We start from the raw sequence: 12582 nt of genomic DNA on the forward strand, positions 1-12582 counted from the left end.
TTCACGTTTCCAATCCGAGCGATTTCACGAAGTCGTCGATGCGCTTGAGCCGCGCCGCATCGCCGTTGGCGGCCTTGCGTGCATCGCCGGCGGCTTTGCGCGCATTGTCCGGCTCGTTGAGCACGATGTAAGCACGGATCAGCCGGAACCACGATTGCTCGTCGCCGCCATCCTGCGCCAGGCGCGAGGCGAGACGCTCGACCATGCCGCGCACCATCGCGGTGCGCTGCTCGGGCGGCATCTGCTCGGAGTCCGCCATCTGCTCCGCCGTCGGCCCCTCCGGCGCGATCCGCGCGATCGCCCGCTGCACGACCGGCAGCCACGGCGCATCGGCCGGCGCGTCGGCGACCAGAGCCTGCCACGTCTTCAGCGCGTCTTGCGGCTTGCCGTCCTGCTCATATGCGATGCCCATGAAGTAACGCGCCTTCACCTCTTTCGCATCGAGCCCGAGCGCGCGCTGAAACGCTTCGCGCGCCTCTACCGTCACCATGCCATTCGCGAGATAGACGAGCGCCTCGCCGAGATCGGCCTCGTTGCCCGCATTCGGACCACTGATGCGCAGGATCGCGCGGCGCGCCTTGACGAGATCGTCGTAGCGGCCGAGCCGCAGATAAACCGGCGCCAGCACTTCCCAACCGCGTGCCTCGTCCGGATTGGCTTCGACGCGCGCCTCGACTTCCGCGATCAGCGTCTCGATCGAGCGCTGCTCCACCGGCACGCTCAAACGCGCGGCCAGCGGCTGCGACGGCAAAGCCGGCGATCCGAGCTTCGCGTAAAGCGCAACCGCCGCGATCGGCACAATCAACAGCGCCACCACGGCCGCAATCCGCCGGCCGCCCGCGGACGAAGCCGCATACTCCGCCGGACCATCTTTGCTCGACGCCGCGATCAGCCGCCGCGCGACCTCGGTCCGCGCCGCCTCGGCTTCGCTGGCCGGGATAATCCCGGCGCCCTTGTCGCGATCAATCTCCGCGAGCTGATCGCGGTAAACCGCGAGATCGCTGCCACCCGCCAGCGCGCGCCGCCGCCCCAGCGGCCACAGCACGGCGGCCACCGCAACAAGCGTCATCAAAGCGAGAACGAACCAGAGGCTCATCGATTCCTGAAATGCGAGCGATCGGCCGAGCCGTGCCACGGCGGCAGCAGGCTGACAAGCACCAGCGCCTTATTGCCGCGGAATATGCCCAAATAGTGAGAAACGCAGGAAAATTCGGCCGATTGTAGACATTCTAGCCGCTCGGTAGCACCAATTCGGCCCGCAGGCCGCCAATCGGCGCATTGCCGAGTGTCAGGCCACCGCCGTAGAGGCTGGAAAGGTCGGTCACAATCGAGAGACCGAGGCCGGATCCCGGCTTCGTTTCGTCGAGCCTTTGGCCGCGCTTGGCGACTTTCTCGCGCTGCGCCGCCGTCAGCCCCGGCCCGTCGTCGTCGATCACGATGCGGACGGCCTCGCGGCCCTCGGCCGCCTTCTCGGGCGTGATGGCGACGAACACCCGCCCCTGCGCCCACTTGCAGGCGTTGTCGATGAGATTGCCGACCATCTCCTCGAGGTCTTGCTGCTCGCCGCGGAATTTCACCGCTTGCGCGGCATCGACGCCGACTGTGACGCCGCGGTCGCGGTAGATTTTCTCCATCGTCCGCGCCAAAGCCTCGACCGTCGGCACGACTTCGGTCAGCGTTCCGACCGTCGTCGCGCGCGCCGCCATGCGTGCGCGCTGCAGATGGTGCGAGACCTGGTCGCGCATGATCTCGACCTGCTCGCGCACTTTTACGGCGAGCGGATCGTCGCCGCGCAGCGCCGCCTCGTTGACCATGACGGACAGCGGCGTTTTCAGCGCATGCGCGAGATTGCCGACATGCGTGCGCGCGCGGTCGACGATTTCGCGGTTGGCTTCGATGAGTGCATTGGTCTCGCGCGCCAGCGGCGCGATCTCTTCGGGGAATTTGCCTTCGAGCCGCTCGCTGCTGCCGGAGCGGATCGCCGCGAGGCTTTGCGAAATGCGTTTGAGCGGCGCGAGACCGAAGCGGACTTGGAATGTCGTCGTCAGCAGCAGTACGACCGCGAGACACGAGAACGTAATCAGCAGCCAGCGATCGAAGGCACGAATTTCGTCGTCGATCTCGCCAGCGTCACCCGCCACCGCAACGAGATATTTTCCCTCTTCGTCGAGATCGATCGTGCGTTCGGCAAGCCGCAACCGCTGATCCTCCGGGCCGCGTACATAACCCTGGCGCACACCGCCCGCATTAGGCGCCGCCGGATCTCCAATGCGCGGCAAAGTCCCGTCCCACAGCGAGCGGGACGCGCGCGGCTCGGACTTCACGTCGATGCGTGTGATCTGCCAGTACCAACCAGACAGCGGCAGTTCGAACAGCGGCTCGCCGAGCGCTTGCGTTGAGCGTTGCTCGCCGCCGCCGCCGTCATCCGGCGCCGCAATATCGGCAACGAGCGTCTTGAGGAACACGCCAAGGCGCCGATCGAACGCACGCTCGACCGAGCCGCGATAGAAGCCGGAAAGAACAATGCCCGTAATGAGAAGGATCGCGGCGGTCCATGCGGCCGCCGTCAGAAACAACCGCAGCGCAAGCGAATTAGCGCGCATCGGCGGGCGGTGTCAGCAGATAGCCGAGGCCCCGTACGGTTTGGATGATGTCGATGCCGAGCTTCTTGCGAATGCGGCCGACGAAGACTTCGATCGTGTTCGAGTCGCGATCGAAATCCTGATCGTAGAGGTGCTCGACAAGCTCGGTGCGCGACACCACGCGACCCGTGTGATGCATCAGATACGACAGCAGCCGATATTCATGCGACGTCAGCTTCACGGGCGCGCCGTCGACGCTGACGCGGCCTGTGCGCGTATCGAGACGAACCGGCCCGCAGTTGAACTCGCTCTTCGCGTGGCCGGTCGAGCGGCGCAGCAGCGCGCGAATGCGTGCCAGCACTTCTTCTAGGTGGAACGGCTTCGGCACGTAATCGTCGGCGCCGGCATCGAAGCCCTGCACCTTGTCGCTCCAGCGATCGCGCGCCGTCAGCATCAGCACGGGCATCGCGCGGCCAGCGCGGCGCCACGACTCCAGCACCGAGATGCCGTCCATCTTCGGCAGTCCGATATCGAGCACCACCGCGTCGTAAGGTTCGGTCTCGCCGAGATAGTGTGCTTCCTCGCCATCGAACGCGCGATCGACCACGTAGCCCGCATCCGTGAGGGCCGTGGCCAATTGCCGATTCAAATCGGGATCATCTTCAACGACGAGCAGACGCAAAGGGCATTCCTATTTGATGGGGCCGAGCAGCTGTCCGTTCGAGGCATCGACGGTCGCTTCGGTCACCTTGCCATCCCGGCCGAGAATTGTCAGCCGGTAGACGAGCCCTGGAGCATCTTCGCAAAGTTTTGCGCGCAACATATCGCCTTGGCCGCGGGTGGCGCGCGCTGCCCGGCCGAGCGGCACAGCTCGTTTATCGGTGATGGCGGCGTTTCGCTCGGTCGGCGACAGGCATTTGGTTTGATCGGCCGCGAACGCAGGTTCGCCCAGCCAGAAGCTGGTTCCGCCAATTGCTAGACCGACGAGGACGATTGCCCTTGCCATGCGCCGTGCCCAATCCGGGAATCGATGTCCCTTGACCTCAGTATAGCGCTTAAAACCCTCTAAATGTGGCAAATTCCGAGACGGGTACGCGCGGTGCCCGCCAGCTGTTGATCGGAGCGCTGGTATCTTCATAACCCAAAGCAATGCCGCAGAACAGGATCTGTTCCGCCGGGAGGTCCAAAAAGGTGCCGACGGTCTTGTGCCAGTTGGTCCAATACTCCTGCGCGCAAGTGTGCAGCCCGTGCTTGCGGGCCAGCAACAGGACATTCTGGATGAACATGCCGAGGTCCGACCATTGCGGCGGCCCCATCTGGCGGTCGGTCGTCACGAACATCGCGACCGGAGCCCCGAAGAACTCCGCGTTGCGGGCGAATTGCTTGAAACGCGACGCCTTGTCCTCACGCGGCACGTTGATCGACCGATAGAGCAGCTCGCCGACCTCGAAGCGGCGGCCGTGATACGGCTGCTTCAACTCGGCCGGATAAACCTGGTATTCGGCGCCCTCGCCGCGCGGCGTTTCGATCGCACGCGGCACTACCTTCGCCTTGAGCGCTTTCAAATCTTCACCGGCCAACGTGTAGACGTGCCAGGGCTGCACGTTGCCGCCGGACGGCGCCCGCGACGCCGTCGTTAGAATGTCGCGAACCGTATCGATCGAGACCGGCGTATCGAGAAACGCCCGGCAGGTGTAGCGGCTCGTGACCGCGTCTTGCACATCCATCTGGCCAACCTTCTTGAAAGCTCTTTAGCCAGCTATACGGCGGCGCTTTGCGCCCGCCAACCCACACCGCCGTTATCCCTTACGGCGTACCGCAGGACGTAACGGCTCCGGCAAGACAGACACGATGGCGGCCTGCCGTTCGTTCGATCCCTGCCAGACATGAACGCCGAGAACCGAAAAGCGCGCGCCCAGATATGTGATGATTAGCCCAGACAGCCCCGCAAAGGCGTTGATCGCCACCGCATCGCCCGAGACGATGACGTAAAGCAGCGCGCCGATGATGATCGGGCATTCCGCCGTCAGCTCCCACGCGTGAACGCCGCGCCACTTGCCGAGCAAGCCGTCACCCTTGGCGACCTCCTGCTTGATCGCCTCATTGACGGCCTCCACCTGCGCCTTGCTGAACTCGGCTTCGGCGCGCGCGATCTCGGCAAGTGCGGTCCATTTCGCCGAAGCTTCCGCCTCCGCAGCCGCGAGCTTTGCGCTCACGACATCGTTTGTGGATGCTTTGATCGCCGCATCGATGGCCGCCGGCGTCGGCGCAACACCGAGCGCTTCCGCAATGCGCCGCCCCGCCCATTCGCCGAGCGCTCCGCCGCCCGGCATCGGCAGCAACGAGCCCAGCATTTGCCCGAGCACGGGCGCACCGGCCGCAACGACCGGCCCTGTCACATCTTTCCAATCCATTCGCCTATCCTGATCTCGTCTTGCGCCAACGCCAGATCGCGATGCCGGTCGCAGCCGCGATCAAAACCACCACGCCGAGCCGCCAATCGATCGCGGCAGCGGACGACGGCGCGACAATCGCTGCTGCACTCGCGATAGCAATTTTCGTTGTGCTCGATGAGGCCGGATAACGTCCGTGCGCCAGCATCGCCCACTCTCGCGCGCGCCGGTCCGTGAGACCTTTGACGACTCGGCCTCCGGCGCGATTCCACGTCTTGAATGCGGCCTCGGCCGCGACGAGATCGCCCTGCAGATATCGCGTAACCCAGGTCGCGCGGCCGATCGCACCGGTGTTGAAGTGAAACGACAACGCAGCATCGAACACATGCTGTGGCTGATCGCCGAGACGCTTGCGCACCGCTGGTGCATAATTTCGCTCGATCGCCTCGCGCAGATGCGCGCGCGATTGCTCTCGTGTGATCGTCATGCCGGCGACCGGCTTCACGACGCCCGATGCAGCGGTCAGCCCGGCGCCGATCGTCCACACGCCCGCAACGTCGCGATACGCGCGCAGCACCTCGCCCTCCTCCGCGATCAACGCAGCGAGCCCTTTGTCCGAAATGTTCATGATCGCTTTCGCTAATTACGTCTTGATCGGCACGCTCTTCACTGCCGCGATGCCGCGCCCCACAACGGCGGACATTTGAAAAACGCGCAGAGACAGTTGCGTCTGCGCGACGCCAAAATCGATCAGCTCGTCGGCGGCCGCGTAGATCGCCTGCGGCGACGTCACTCTCAACGTGCGCCTGACTACGTCACCCGCCAGAATATCGACCTCGTAGCGCTCGCTCTCTTCGCCGAGCGGCACTTCGATGATGTCGAAGTTATCGCCGTCGATCCGCGTGCGCCGAACCCAGCTGATCTTGACGCCGCTCGCGTCGCGCTTGGCGCGGAGATGCACCGGCGCATACGGCTGCAAAGCCGTCGGGCCCGTCGTCGTCTTCACTTCGCGCGCGCTGGGATCTCCATGATCGAGTGCCGCCGCGACGAAGCGCAGCGTCGATGCCCGGCCGATATCGCCGGCGCCTTGCGCGAGCGGCACGAGCGCCTCGTCGAGCAGGAGGAAAGGCGCGCGAGCCGGCAATACGTCGCGCGCTGACCATTCTGTGCCGAGCTGACCGCGCAGCAAGCCGGACAACGCATATGTCTGTTCACCGACCAAGGTCGCGTTAGCGAACTGAAACACCTCCCAGCCCCCATCGGGACGCTGCAACGCCGCAGCGTTCGCGCCGCCGAGCACGATGCTGTCCGTCTTCGACGTCAGCATCCCGCCATAGAGCCGAACGCGAAACGTCGTGGCGCGGTCCCATCGCCCGAACGGCCCTGGCGGAAGACTGTCGACCGCCTCGCCGCAAACCGCCGGCAGCGCCGCGACGGCGAGTTGCTCGAAAGCCGTCCCATCGATCGAACGCCACAGCGCGACACCGCCCGGCCACGGCCGCGCGAAAACGCCCGCGCGTTGCAAGACGTCCGCACCGTCCGACGGCAGACGCGGCAAGTCCGCGATCACCACGTGCGGCGGCCCAACACTCAACGCCGGCGGTGGAGCATGCCAACTCGTCGCCGCGAGTGGCGCGTCCAGCGCATACGGATAGATCGAGCGCGCTTTGATCTGCCGCGCTTCGCCGTCGCGGACCTCGAGCACCTCGAACGTTTGATCCCGATCGCCGAGAGTCAACGAGACGAGATCACCTGCCGTGACCGAGAGACGGCTCGGTGCCAGCGCAAACTCGGCCTGCTCTCGCCCCGCCCACGTATCTTGCAGCCACACTTCGGCGCGTTGCGTCGCCACCGCATCGCTCGCCGCGATCGCAAGTTCCGCCGACGATACGCGCGTGCTGCCGACAGCCAGCCGGCTCGAACGCACCGACGAACGGCGATAGTGATTGGCGGTGTCGGTGAACGACAACACGATTTCACGTGGCAGCTCGGTTTCCTGCGCGCGCGAAAACGTAGTGCCAGCACCCTTCTCCGGCTCGACGAGATCGTCGTGCGATAGCGCAACCGCCAGGCCGACGCCGCGCTGCCGAAACACCAGCGTTCGGCCGTCCGCGATCACGTCGAACGCGAACGCCCGCGCGAGCTGATCGATCGCGGCGCGCGGCGACATCGGCCGATCGATGAGATAACCGTCGACGACGCCGCGCAGTCCGGACGCGTCGAAATCCGTCACGCCCGCATCTGTCAAGATAGCCGCAACGAGTTCGCACAGTGGCGCTGCCCCGAACCGTCCGTTGAGCCAATGGCCGGTTTCCCAATTCTCGCCGTCGCTCCACACATCGACGGCAGCCGGAAACATCGGGAACGGGCGCGCGTCCCAGGTCCAGAGATGCAGCGCGGCCGGATCGAACATCCGCGCGCCATATGTCGGCGCGATCGGATTGTCGCTATCGTTCGCGCCGAACTCGGGATCGAAATTCCCGATGACGGCTTCGAGATGACGCCGCGCGATCAAATCGTCGCGTGTGCCGTTCGAGAAATACGGCTTGATCCCCTCCGACGATTTCGGATCCGGGAACGTGCTCGGCTGCTTCGTACCCTTGTTGACCGCCGGGCATCCGCATTCCGTGAACCAAATCGGTTTCGATTGCGGCATCCACGCGGTCGGCGCCGCATGCTCTTTCCCGCCGGTGCGCGCATAATGCGGCTCACGCCACCAGTTCCAAATATCTTTGACCCGGAACACCCACGGCTTGCCGGCCGCTCCGTCCGTGATCGGCGTGCGCTGTTGCCGCGCGCGCGCCGCGTCATCGCCGTAGTACCAGTCGAACGCTTCGCCGGACCGCAAATTGCGCCGCAGATAGCCGACATCATAGATCGACTCCGTAACGGCGAGGTCCTGATGGCCAGCCGTATCGCGCCAGTCGCTGAGCGGCGCGTAATAATCGATGCCCACGGCATCGATCGCGGGCGACGCCCACAGCGCATCGAGCGGAAACCGCAACGTCGACGCATTCGCATCGACCGCATGCGCGCCATACTCCGTCCAGTCCGCCGCATACGTGATCTTCGTCTTCGTCCCGCAGATCGCGCGGACCTCCGATGCCAGCACGACCAGCTGATCGACCGCCGGATAGGTGTCGTTCGCGCCGCGCACGCGCGTCAGCGAGCGCATCTCCGACCCGATCAGGAACGCATCGACGCCGCCCGCGCTTTCGACGAGCCTCGCGTAGTGCAGGATCATTGCGCGATAGCCGCTGAAGAACGCATCGACCTGCGCCGTCGCCGTGGCGGTGCCGTCGGCGGAGCCCGGCCGTCCCGGCGCGGGATCGCAGGTGATGCGGCCGCGCCAGGGAAACGGCGGTTGCGAGCCAGCACCCGACCACGGGTCTGGCAGTGTATTGCCGGCCGGAATATCCATCATGATGAACGGATAGAGCGTGACCTTCAGCCCGCGCGCCTTCAATTCGCGGATGAGATCGGTAACGCTCGCGTCCGATGGCGTGCCGCCGTAACTCGGTCGCCCGTTGGTTTGCGACGCGAGCCGCGCTTCGCCGCGCGAATATCCCGCGACGCTCCAATTGACGCCCGCATTCATCGCTTTGTCGGCAATCTCCACGCCGGGCATCAGCTTGCAATTCCCCGCGCGCAGATCGTCGCCGAGCCACGCGACGACAACGGCAACGCGCTCGAGCCGCGGACACAACGCTTGCAATTCGTCGAGCGCCGCAACCACGTCCGACCGCGCATGCACGACATGCCGGTTCTCCGCGCCCGACGTGCCCGGCCCGAGATTCCGCGTCACCGCTGACGGCTCGTAGCCGAACTCGGTCGTGCCCGGAATGACCGTCACGGCACGCACCATCGTCTCGAGCTTGCCGACCGGTCGGATCAACTCGAACGATAGCTGCGGAATGCGGTTGCCGAAATTCGCTAGCGGCAACCGCTCGAATACGACATACGCCAAGCCGCGATACGCCGGCGCATTCGCGGGTCCCTCGCGCGCGACAATCAGCGGGTCGGCGTCCTGTGTTTCCGTCCCGCGATGAAATCGCCAAACCACGTTCGTAAGATCGAGCAACTTTCCGTCCGCCCAGATCCGCGCAATATGCGCGACCGGCCCTTCCGCGAGACCGATCGCGAAATTGGCGAAATACGTATAGTTCGTCGTCGTCGCGCCGCCGCCGAGCTTGCCGCTCCCTTTCTGCTTCTCCTTCGTTACGACTTCTTCCAGCGGCGTCGCCCAGATCATCTGGCCGGTCACGCGCCCGCGCCCGTAGAGCCGCGAAATCGGCGCGCCTTCCGTAGAAGTCGTAACGCTGAGATCGTTCTGTCGCGGCCCTTCGATCGAAGGCTTGCCGCCAAGCAGCACCTGATCGATCAGACTTCCGCCGATCGCGCCGGCGATGCGCCCGACGATCGCACCGACCGGCCCGAGCATACCGCCGACGGCAGCGCCCGCGAATGAGAGGACCAGAGAAGCCATGATCTACCCGGGAAATCGAAACGAGAAGGCAACGCGCCGCCGCCACCAACCGCACAGCGCAACTTCACTCACCGCAATGCCGTAGTGCGCGTGGATCATCAGGCCGCCATGCGAAACGATCGCCGCGTGTTTCGCCGCGAGACCCTGCCGCCAGCGGAAGAGCACGATGTCTCCCGCCATCGGCGCATTGACATCGGCTCGCTCGCAATAACGTGAGAGCGCATCGGCCAACGTTTCACCGCCGCTCGCCTCCGCCCAATCCGGCGCATACGGCGGAACAATCTGCGGCTCGGCCCCGTGGAGCGCGCGCCAAACACCACGCACCAGCCCAAGGCAATCGCAGCCGATGCCCTTGAGCGATGCTTGATGCTGATACGGCGTGCCGATCCACGACCGGGCCTCGGCAACGGCCGCCTCTCCGATCGAAGACGCTGTCACGGTGTGACGATCTCGGACGTGTCGCCGGGCAGCGGATAGCGCACCAGAAAATCGTTGCCCGGAATGTGCGGGAAGCCGCGAAAATTCACCGCATTCGCGAAACGGTCGCGGCACGTCTCGAAGCGTTTGTCGCATCCCGCGACAGCGCGGAATGCGTCTCCGACCGCAATCGGGCGCGGCACCGGCTGCCAAAAAGCGAGACGCACTTCGCCACCATTCACCGCGTGCGCTTTGATTTCGGTCGAGCTGCCGCCATTCGCGCCGCTCGTCCACGTCAGTTTTCCGGCCGCAAACATCTGCGCGGCAAATCCGCCCAAGCCCGCAACGACAACCGCCGATGCCGACTCTACGGCGACGACCGTGCAATTCGCCGACCATCCGGCCGCGGTGTTCGTTTTGCAGCGCGCGTCGCCGAACTCTGCTGAACAGCGCGGCGTGAACAAACGGCCGCTTTCATTTTCCAATCGCGCCGCCGGCCCGCGGATCTCGGCCGTGAAAGCACCATCCGCGCGCCGCACTTCGCCGATAGTCCCAGCATGCAGCAACACAAAAAGCGAAGGCTCCGACCAATCCACCAGATATGCGTCGATGTTGGCGGCATCGTAGTATCCGGCCGCGAGATCGTTCTCGCTCAAGCTTTCGTCCGAAAGCGCGCCGCTCACCTCGCCGCCGTCGACGTTCATCCCGAATGTCTGCGTCGCTTCGGTGCCGCTCAAGCCGGTGCCGGCGCGGCAACGCACACCTTGCACCGTCAAATCGCGATCGTGATCCGTGAACCCCAAAACCGCGCCATCCCGCCGCTTTACGATCCAGCAACGGCAGAGCGTCGTCGCGCCGGCGTCGAGTTTAACTTGCAAAGCTTGCGGGATCGCCCTCATGGCACGATCTCCACCAGCGGAATGTTCGGAATTTGCCCCGCCTCGAAAGCCGAAAGATCGACCTCTAAGTAATCGGTGTCGAAGCGCACCGGCACGTCGAACCGAAATCCCGCCGTCACCGCCGCATCCTTCGGCGGAAAACGCCCAGCCGAGAATGTCACGGCGCCTGTCGTCGCGTCGATCATGAAATCCGCGCCCGCAACTTTCTCGGCGCCGCCCACCGCGACGCGCACGCTGCCCGTCACCGGTTTGACGATCGGGCGCGCATACGGCGCAAACGCTGCGCCGTAAATCTTCTGCAGTTGAAACGATGCACGCGCACCGTCACCTGTTCCGACGCGTTGATCGAACGGTGTAATGGCCCGCCCCGGCTCCGCTGATGACGAGTCGAGGCGGTCGCGCCAACGAAATCCATAGAGCCGAGCGCGCCGCTCTTCGAAAAACGCGACGACCTGCGACAAGGCCGCGAATGTCTTAACGCCATAACCCGCGTTGTAGCGCCGCCGCGCATGCGCCCACCGCGCATTGCGCTCCTCACGCCCGGAACCGACGCGGACGATCTCGGTCTTGCGCTCTGGCCCGCCCGAGCATCCAAGCGCGATCTCCAGCGGAAACGAAACTTCGTGAAACGCCATGTTCACAATCCGCGCTGCCCGCGCCCGACCGCTTTTGCGATGAGCCCCGAAAGATAAACGTCGGATTGGCGGAAGCTCGCCGCATCCGGTGTTGCGATGTTGATGGTGACCGAAGACGGCCGCGCGCCTCCGCCGGCCGCGACACCGAGACGTCCGTCGGCGCCGCGCGACAGCGGCATGATGGCTTCCGGCCCTGCCTCGCCCGCAAGACCCGTACCGTGCGAACCGAGCGGGAAATAATGCGGCGACGCAATGACGCCGCCATCCGCGAAGGGCGTGACGCCGGTCCCGCCCATCCCGCCGCCTCCAATCAATCCGCTGCCTGCGCCCATTCCGCCGGAGAACCCTTTCGACAAGCCGCCGAGGAGGCCACCGATACTCTTGGTGATGATGTCTTCGATCGGCTTGAATGCGGCTTTGAGCGCAAGTTCCGAGAGCCGCGCCGATAGCGATTTCAGAATGTCGTCGAGCTGTTTGCCATTGGCGATGCCTTTCGCGAAGGCACTCGAAATAGCCTTGCCGAACGCAGCGGCGCTGGACGCAGCCTTCTTCGTGTTTCCACCGCCGCCGCTACCACCACCAACTTCAGCTTCCGTCATGATGTCGAAATCATCGGTGCTGTCGTCGTCATCACTCATTCAGGACTCCATCGGGAAAACGGCCGCGCAGAATGTCGAACGCTGTGCGATCGAGCGCGCGCTCGCCGCTCCGCATTCCGGCAGCACCGGCGATCTCGCGCAGCGTCATGCGCCAGAACGCATCGGGCGGAAGTCGCAGAACTCCGAGGCCGAACGCCATCACGTCCGCCCACGGAAAGGGTGTCACCCGGGTTGCTCCGCCGCCTGCCGAGGGCGCGCATCCGCCTCTCCGAATGTCGCTGCCAATAGCGCGACCACTGTGCGCGCGAAGCCCGCCGCTCCGTCCGGTGCATCGAAGCGCGCGACGTCGTCGTCGCTGATCGCTTCGCCCGCGCCACGCAGGCCCGCGCCGATCACACGGATAAGATCGCGCGAGCGAAAGCGTCCGCTGCCGAAGCGCTCGGCCAGCGCGACGAGGTCGTCGGCCCCGAATGCGGCCTCCAGTTCGGCCAGCGCGCCGAGCGTCAAGACGAGACGCCGCTTCACGCCGCCGAGTTCCGCTTCAATCTCTCCACGATGCCGGTTCGCCATG

The 12582-nt window shown here is 65.1% G+C and carries 14 protein-coding genes; all 14 read right to left on the reverse strand.

Annotated elements, in window-relative coordinates:
- Window position 1 precedes the first annotated feature (1 nt).
- A complete protein-coding gene (gene ccmI, locus GJW30_RS18785) occupies window positions 2-1096 on the reverse strand; it encodes a c-type cytochrome biogenesis protein CcmI (protein WP_096357938.1) in 1095 nt (364 codons plus the stop codon).
- A gap of 133 nt (window positions 1097-1229) precedes the next feature.
- Entirely contained in the window at window positions 1230-2603 is a 1374-nt protein-coding gene (locus tag GJW30_RS18790; protein ID WP_096357939.1) for an ATP-binding protein, read from the reverse strand.
- The gene (locus GJW30_RS18795) at window positions 2593-3264 is read right to left on the reverse strand and encodes a response regulator transcription factor (protein WP_096357940.1); all 672 of its coding nucleotides are present in this window, start codon (window positions 3262-3264) and stop codon (window positions 2593-2595) included. Before GJW30_RS18795 ends, GJW30_RS18790 begins: the two co-directional genes overlap by 11 nt.
- Window positions 3265-3273: 9 nt before the next feature.
- The gene (locus GJW30_RS18800) at window positions 3274-3588 is read right to left on the reverse strand and encodes a PepSY domain-containing protein (protein ID WP_096357941.1); all 315 of its coding nucleotides are present in this window, start codon (window positions 3586-3588) and stop codon (window positions 3274-3276) included.
- 49 nt (window positions 3589-3637) lie between these two features.
- Complete coding sequence (locus tag GJW30_RS18805; RefSeq protein WP_096357942.1) at window positions 3638-4309, reverse strand: nitroreductase; 672 nt, start codon at window positions 4307-4309, stop codon at window positions 3638-3640.
- A gap of 72 nt (window positions 4310-4381) precedes the next feature.
- Window positions 4382-4996, reverse strand: coding sequence for a hypothetical protein (locus GJW30_RS18810; RefSeq protein WP_096357943.1), 615 nt, complete (start codon window positions 4994-4996; stop codon window positions 4382-4384).
- A 4-nt stretch (window positions 4997-5000) separates the two neighbouring features.
- Complete coding sequence (locus GJW30_RS18815; protein WP_096357944.1) at window positions 5001-5603, reverse strand: lysozyme; 603 nt, start codon at window positions 5601-5603, stop codon at window positions 5001-5003.
- A 15-nt stretch (window positions 5604-5618) separates the two neighbouring features.
- Entirely contained in the window at window positions 5619-9461 is a 3843-nt protein-coding gene (locus GJW30_RS18820) for a baseplate multidomain protein megatron (RefSeq protein ID WP_096357945.1), read from the reverse strand.
- A gap of 3 nt (window positions 9462-9464) precedes the next feature.
- Entirely contained in the window at window positions 9465-9899 is a 435-nt protein-coding gene (locus GJW30_RS18825) for an NlpC/P60 family protein (protein ID WP_096357946.1), read from the reverse strand.
- Window positions 9896-10777 (reverse strand): DUF2163 domain-containing protein, encoded by an 882-nt coding sequence (locus tag GJW30_RS18830; protein ID WP_096357947.1) that lies wholly within the window; start codon window positions 10775-10777, stop codon window positions 9896-9898. Before GJW30_RS18830 ends, GJW30_RS18825 begins: the two co-directional genes overlap by 4 nt.
- Window positions 10774-11412 (reverse strand): DUF2460 domain-containing protein, encoded by a 639-nt coding sequence (locus GJW30_RS18835; protein ID WP_096357948.1) that lies wholly within the window; start codon window positions 11410-11412, stop codon window positions 10774-10776. Before GJW30_RS18835 ends, GJW30_RS18830 begins: the two co-directional genes overlap by 4 nt.
- A gap of 2 nt (window positions 11413-11414) precedes the next feature.
- Window positions 11415-12050, reverse strand: a complete 636-nt coding sequence (locus GJW30_RS18840) for a phage tail tape measure protein (protein ID WP_096357949.1) — start codon at window positions 12048-12050, stop codon at window positions 11415-11417.
- Window positions 12043-12237 carry a rcc01693 family protein gene (locus GJW30_RS18845; RefSeq protein ID WP_096357950.1) on the reverse strand — a complete coding sequence of 65 codons (195 nt, stop codon included), beginning with the start codon at window positions 12235-12237 and terminating at the stop codon, window positions 12043-12045. The genes GJW30_RS18840 and GJW30_RS18845 overlap by 8 nt, the downstream gene beginning before the upstream one ends.
- Window positions 12234-12581 carry a gene transfer agent family protein gene (locus GJW30_RS18850; RefSeq protein ID WP_096357951.1) on the reverse strand — a complete coding sequence of 116 codons (348 nt, stop codon included), beginning with the start codon at window positions 12579-12581 and terminating at the stop codon, window positions 12234-12236. The genes GJW30_RS18845 and GJW30_RS18850 overlap by 4 nt, the downstream gene beginning before the upstream one ends.
- Between the last annotated feature and the right edge of the window lies 1 nt (window position 12582).

The sequence above is a fragment of the Variibacter gotjawalensis genome, from assembly GCF_002355335.1.
Classification (GTDB): Bacteria; Pseudomonadota; Alphaproteobacteria; order Rhizobiales; family Xanthobacteraceae; genus Variibacter; species Variibacter gotjawalensis.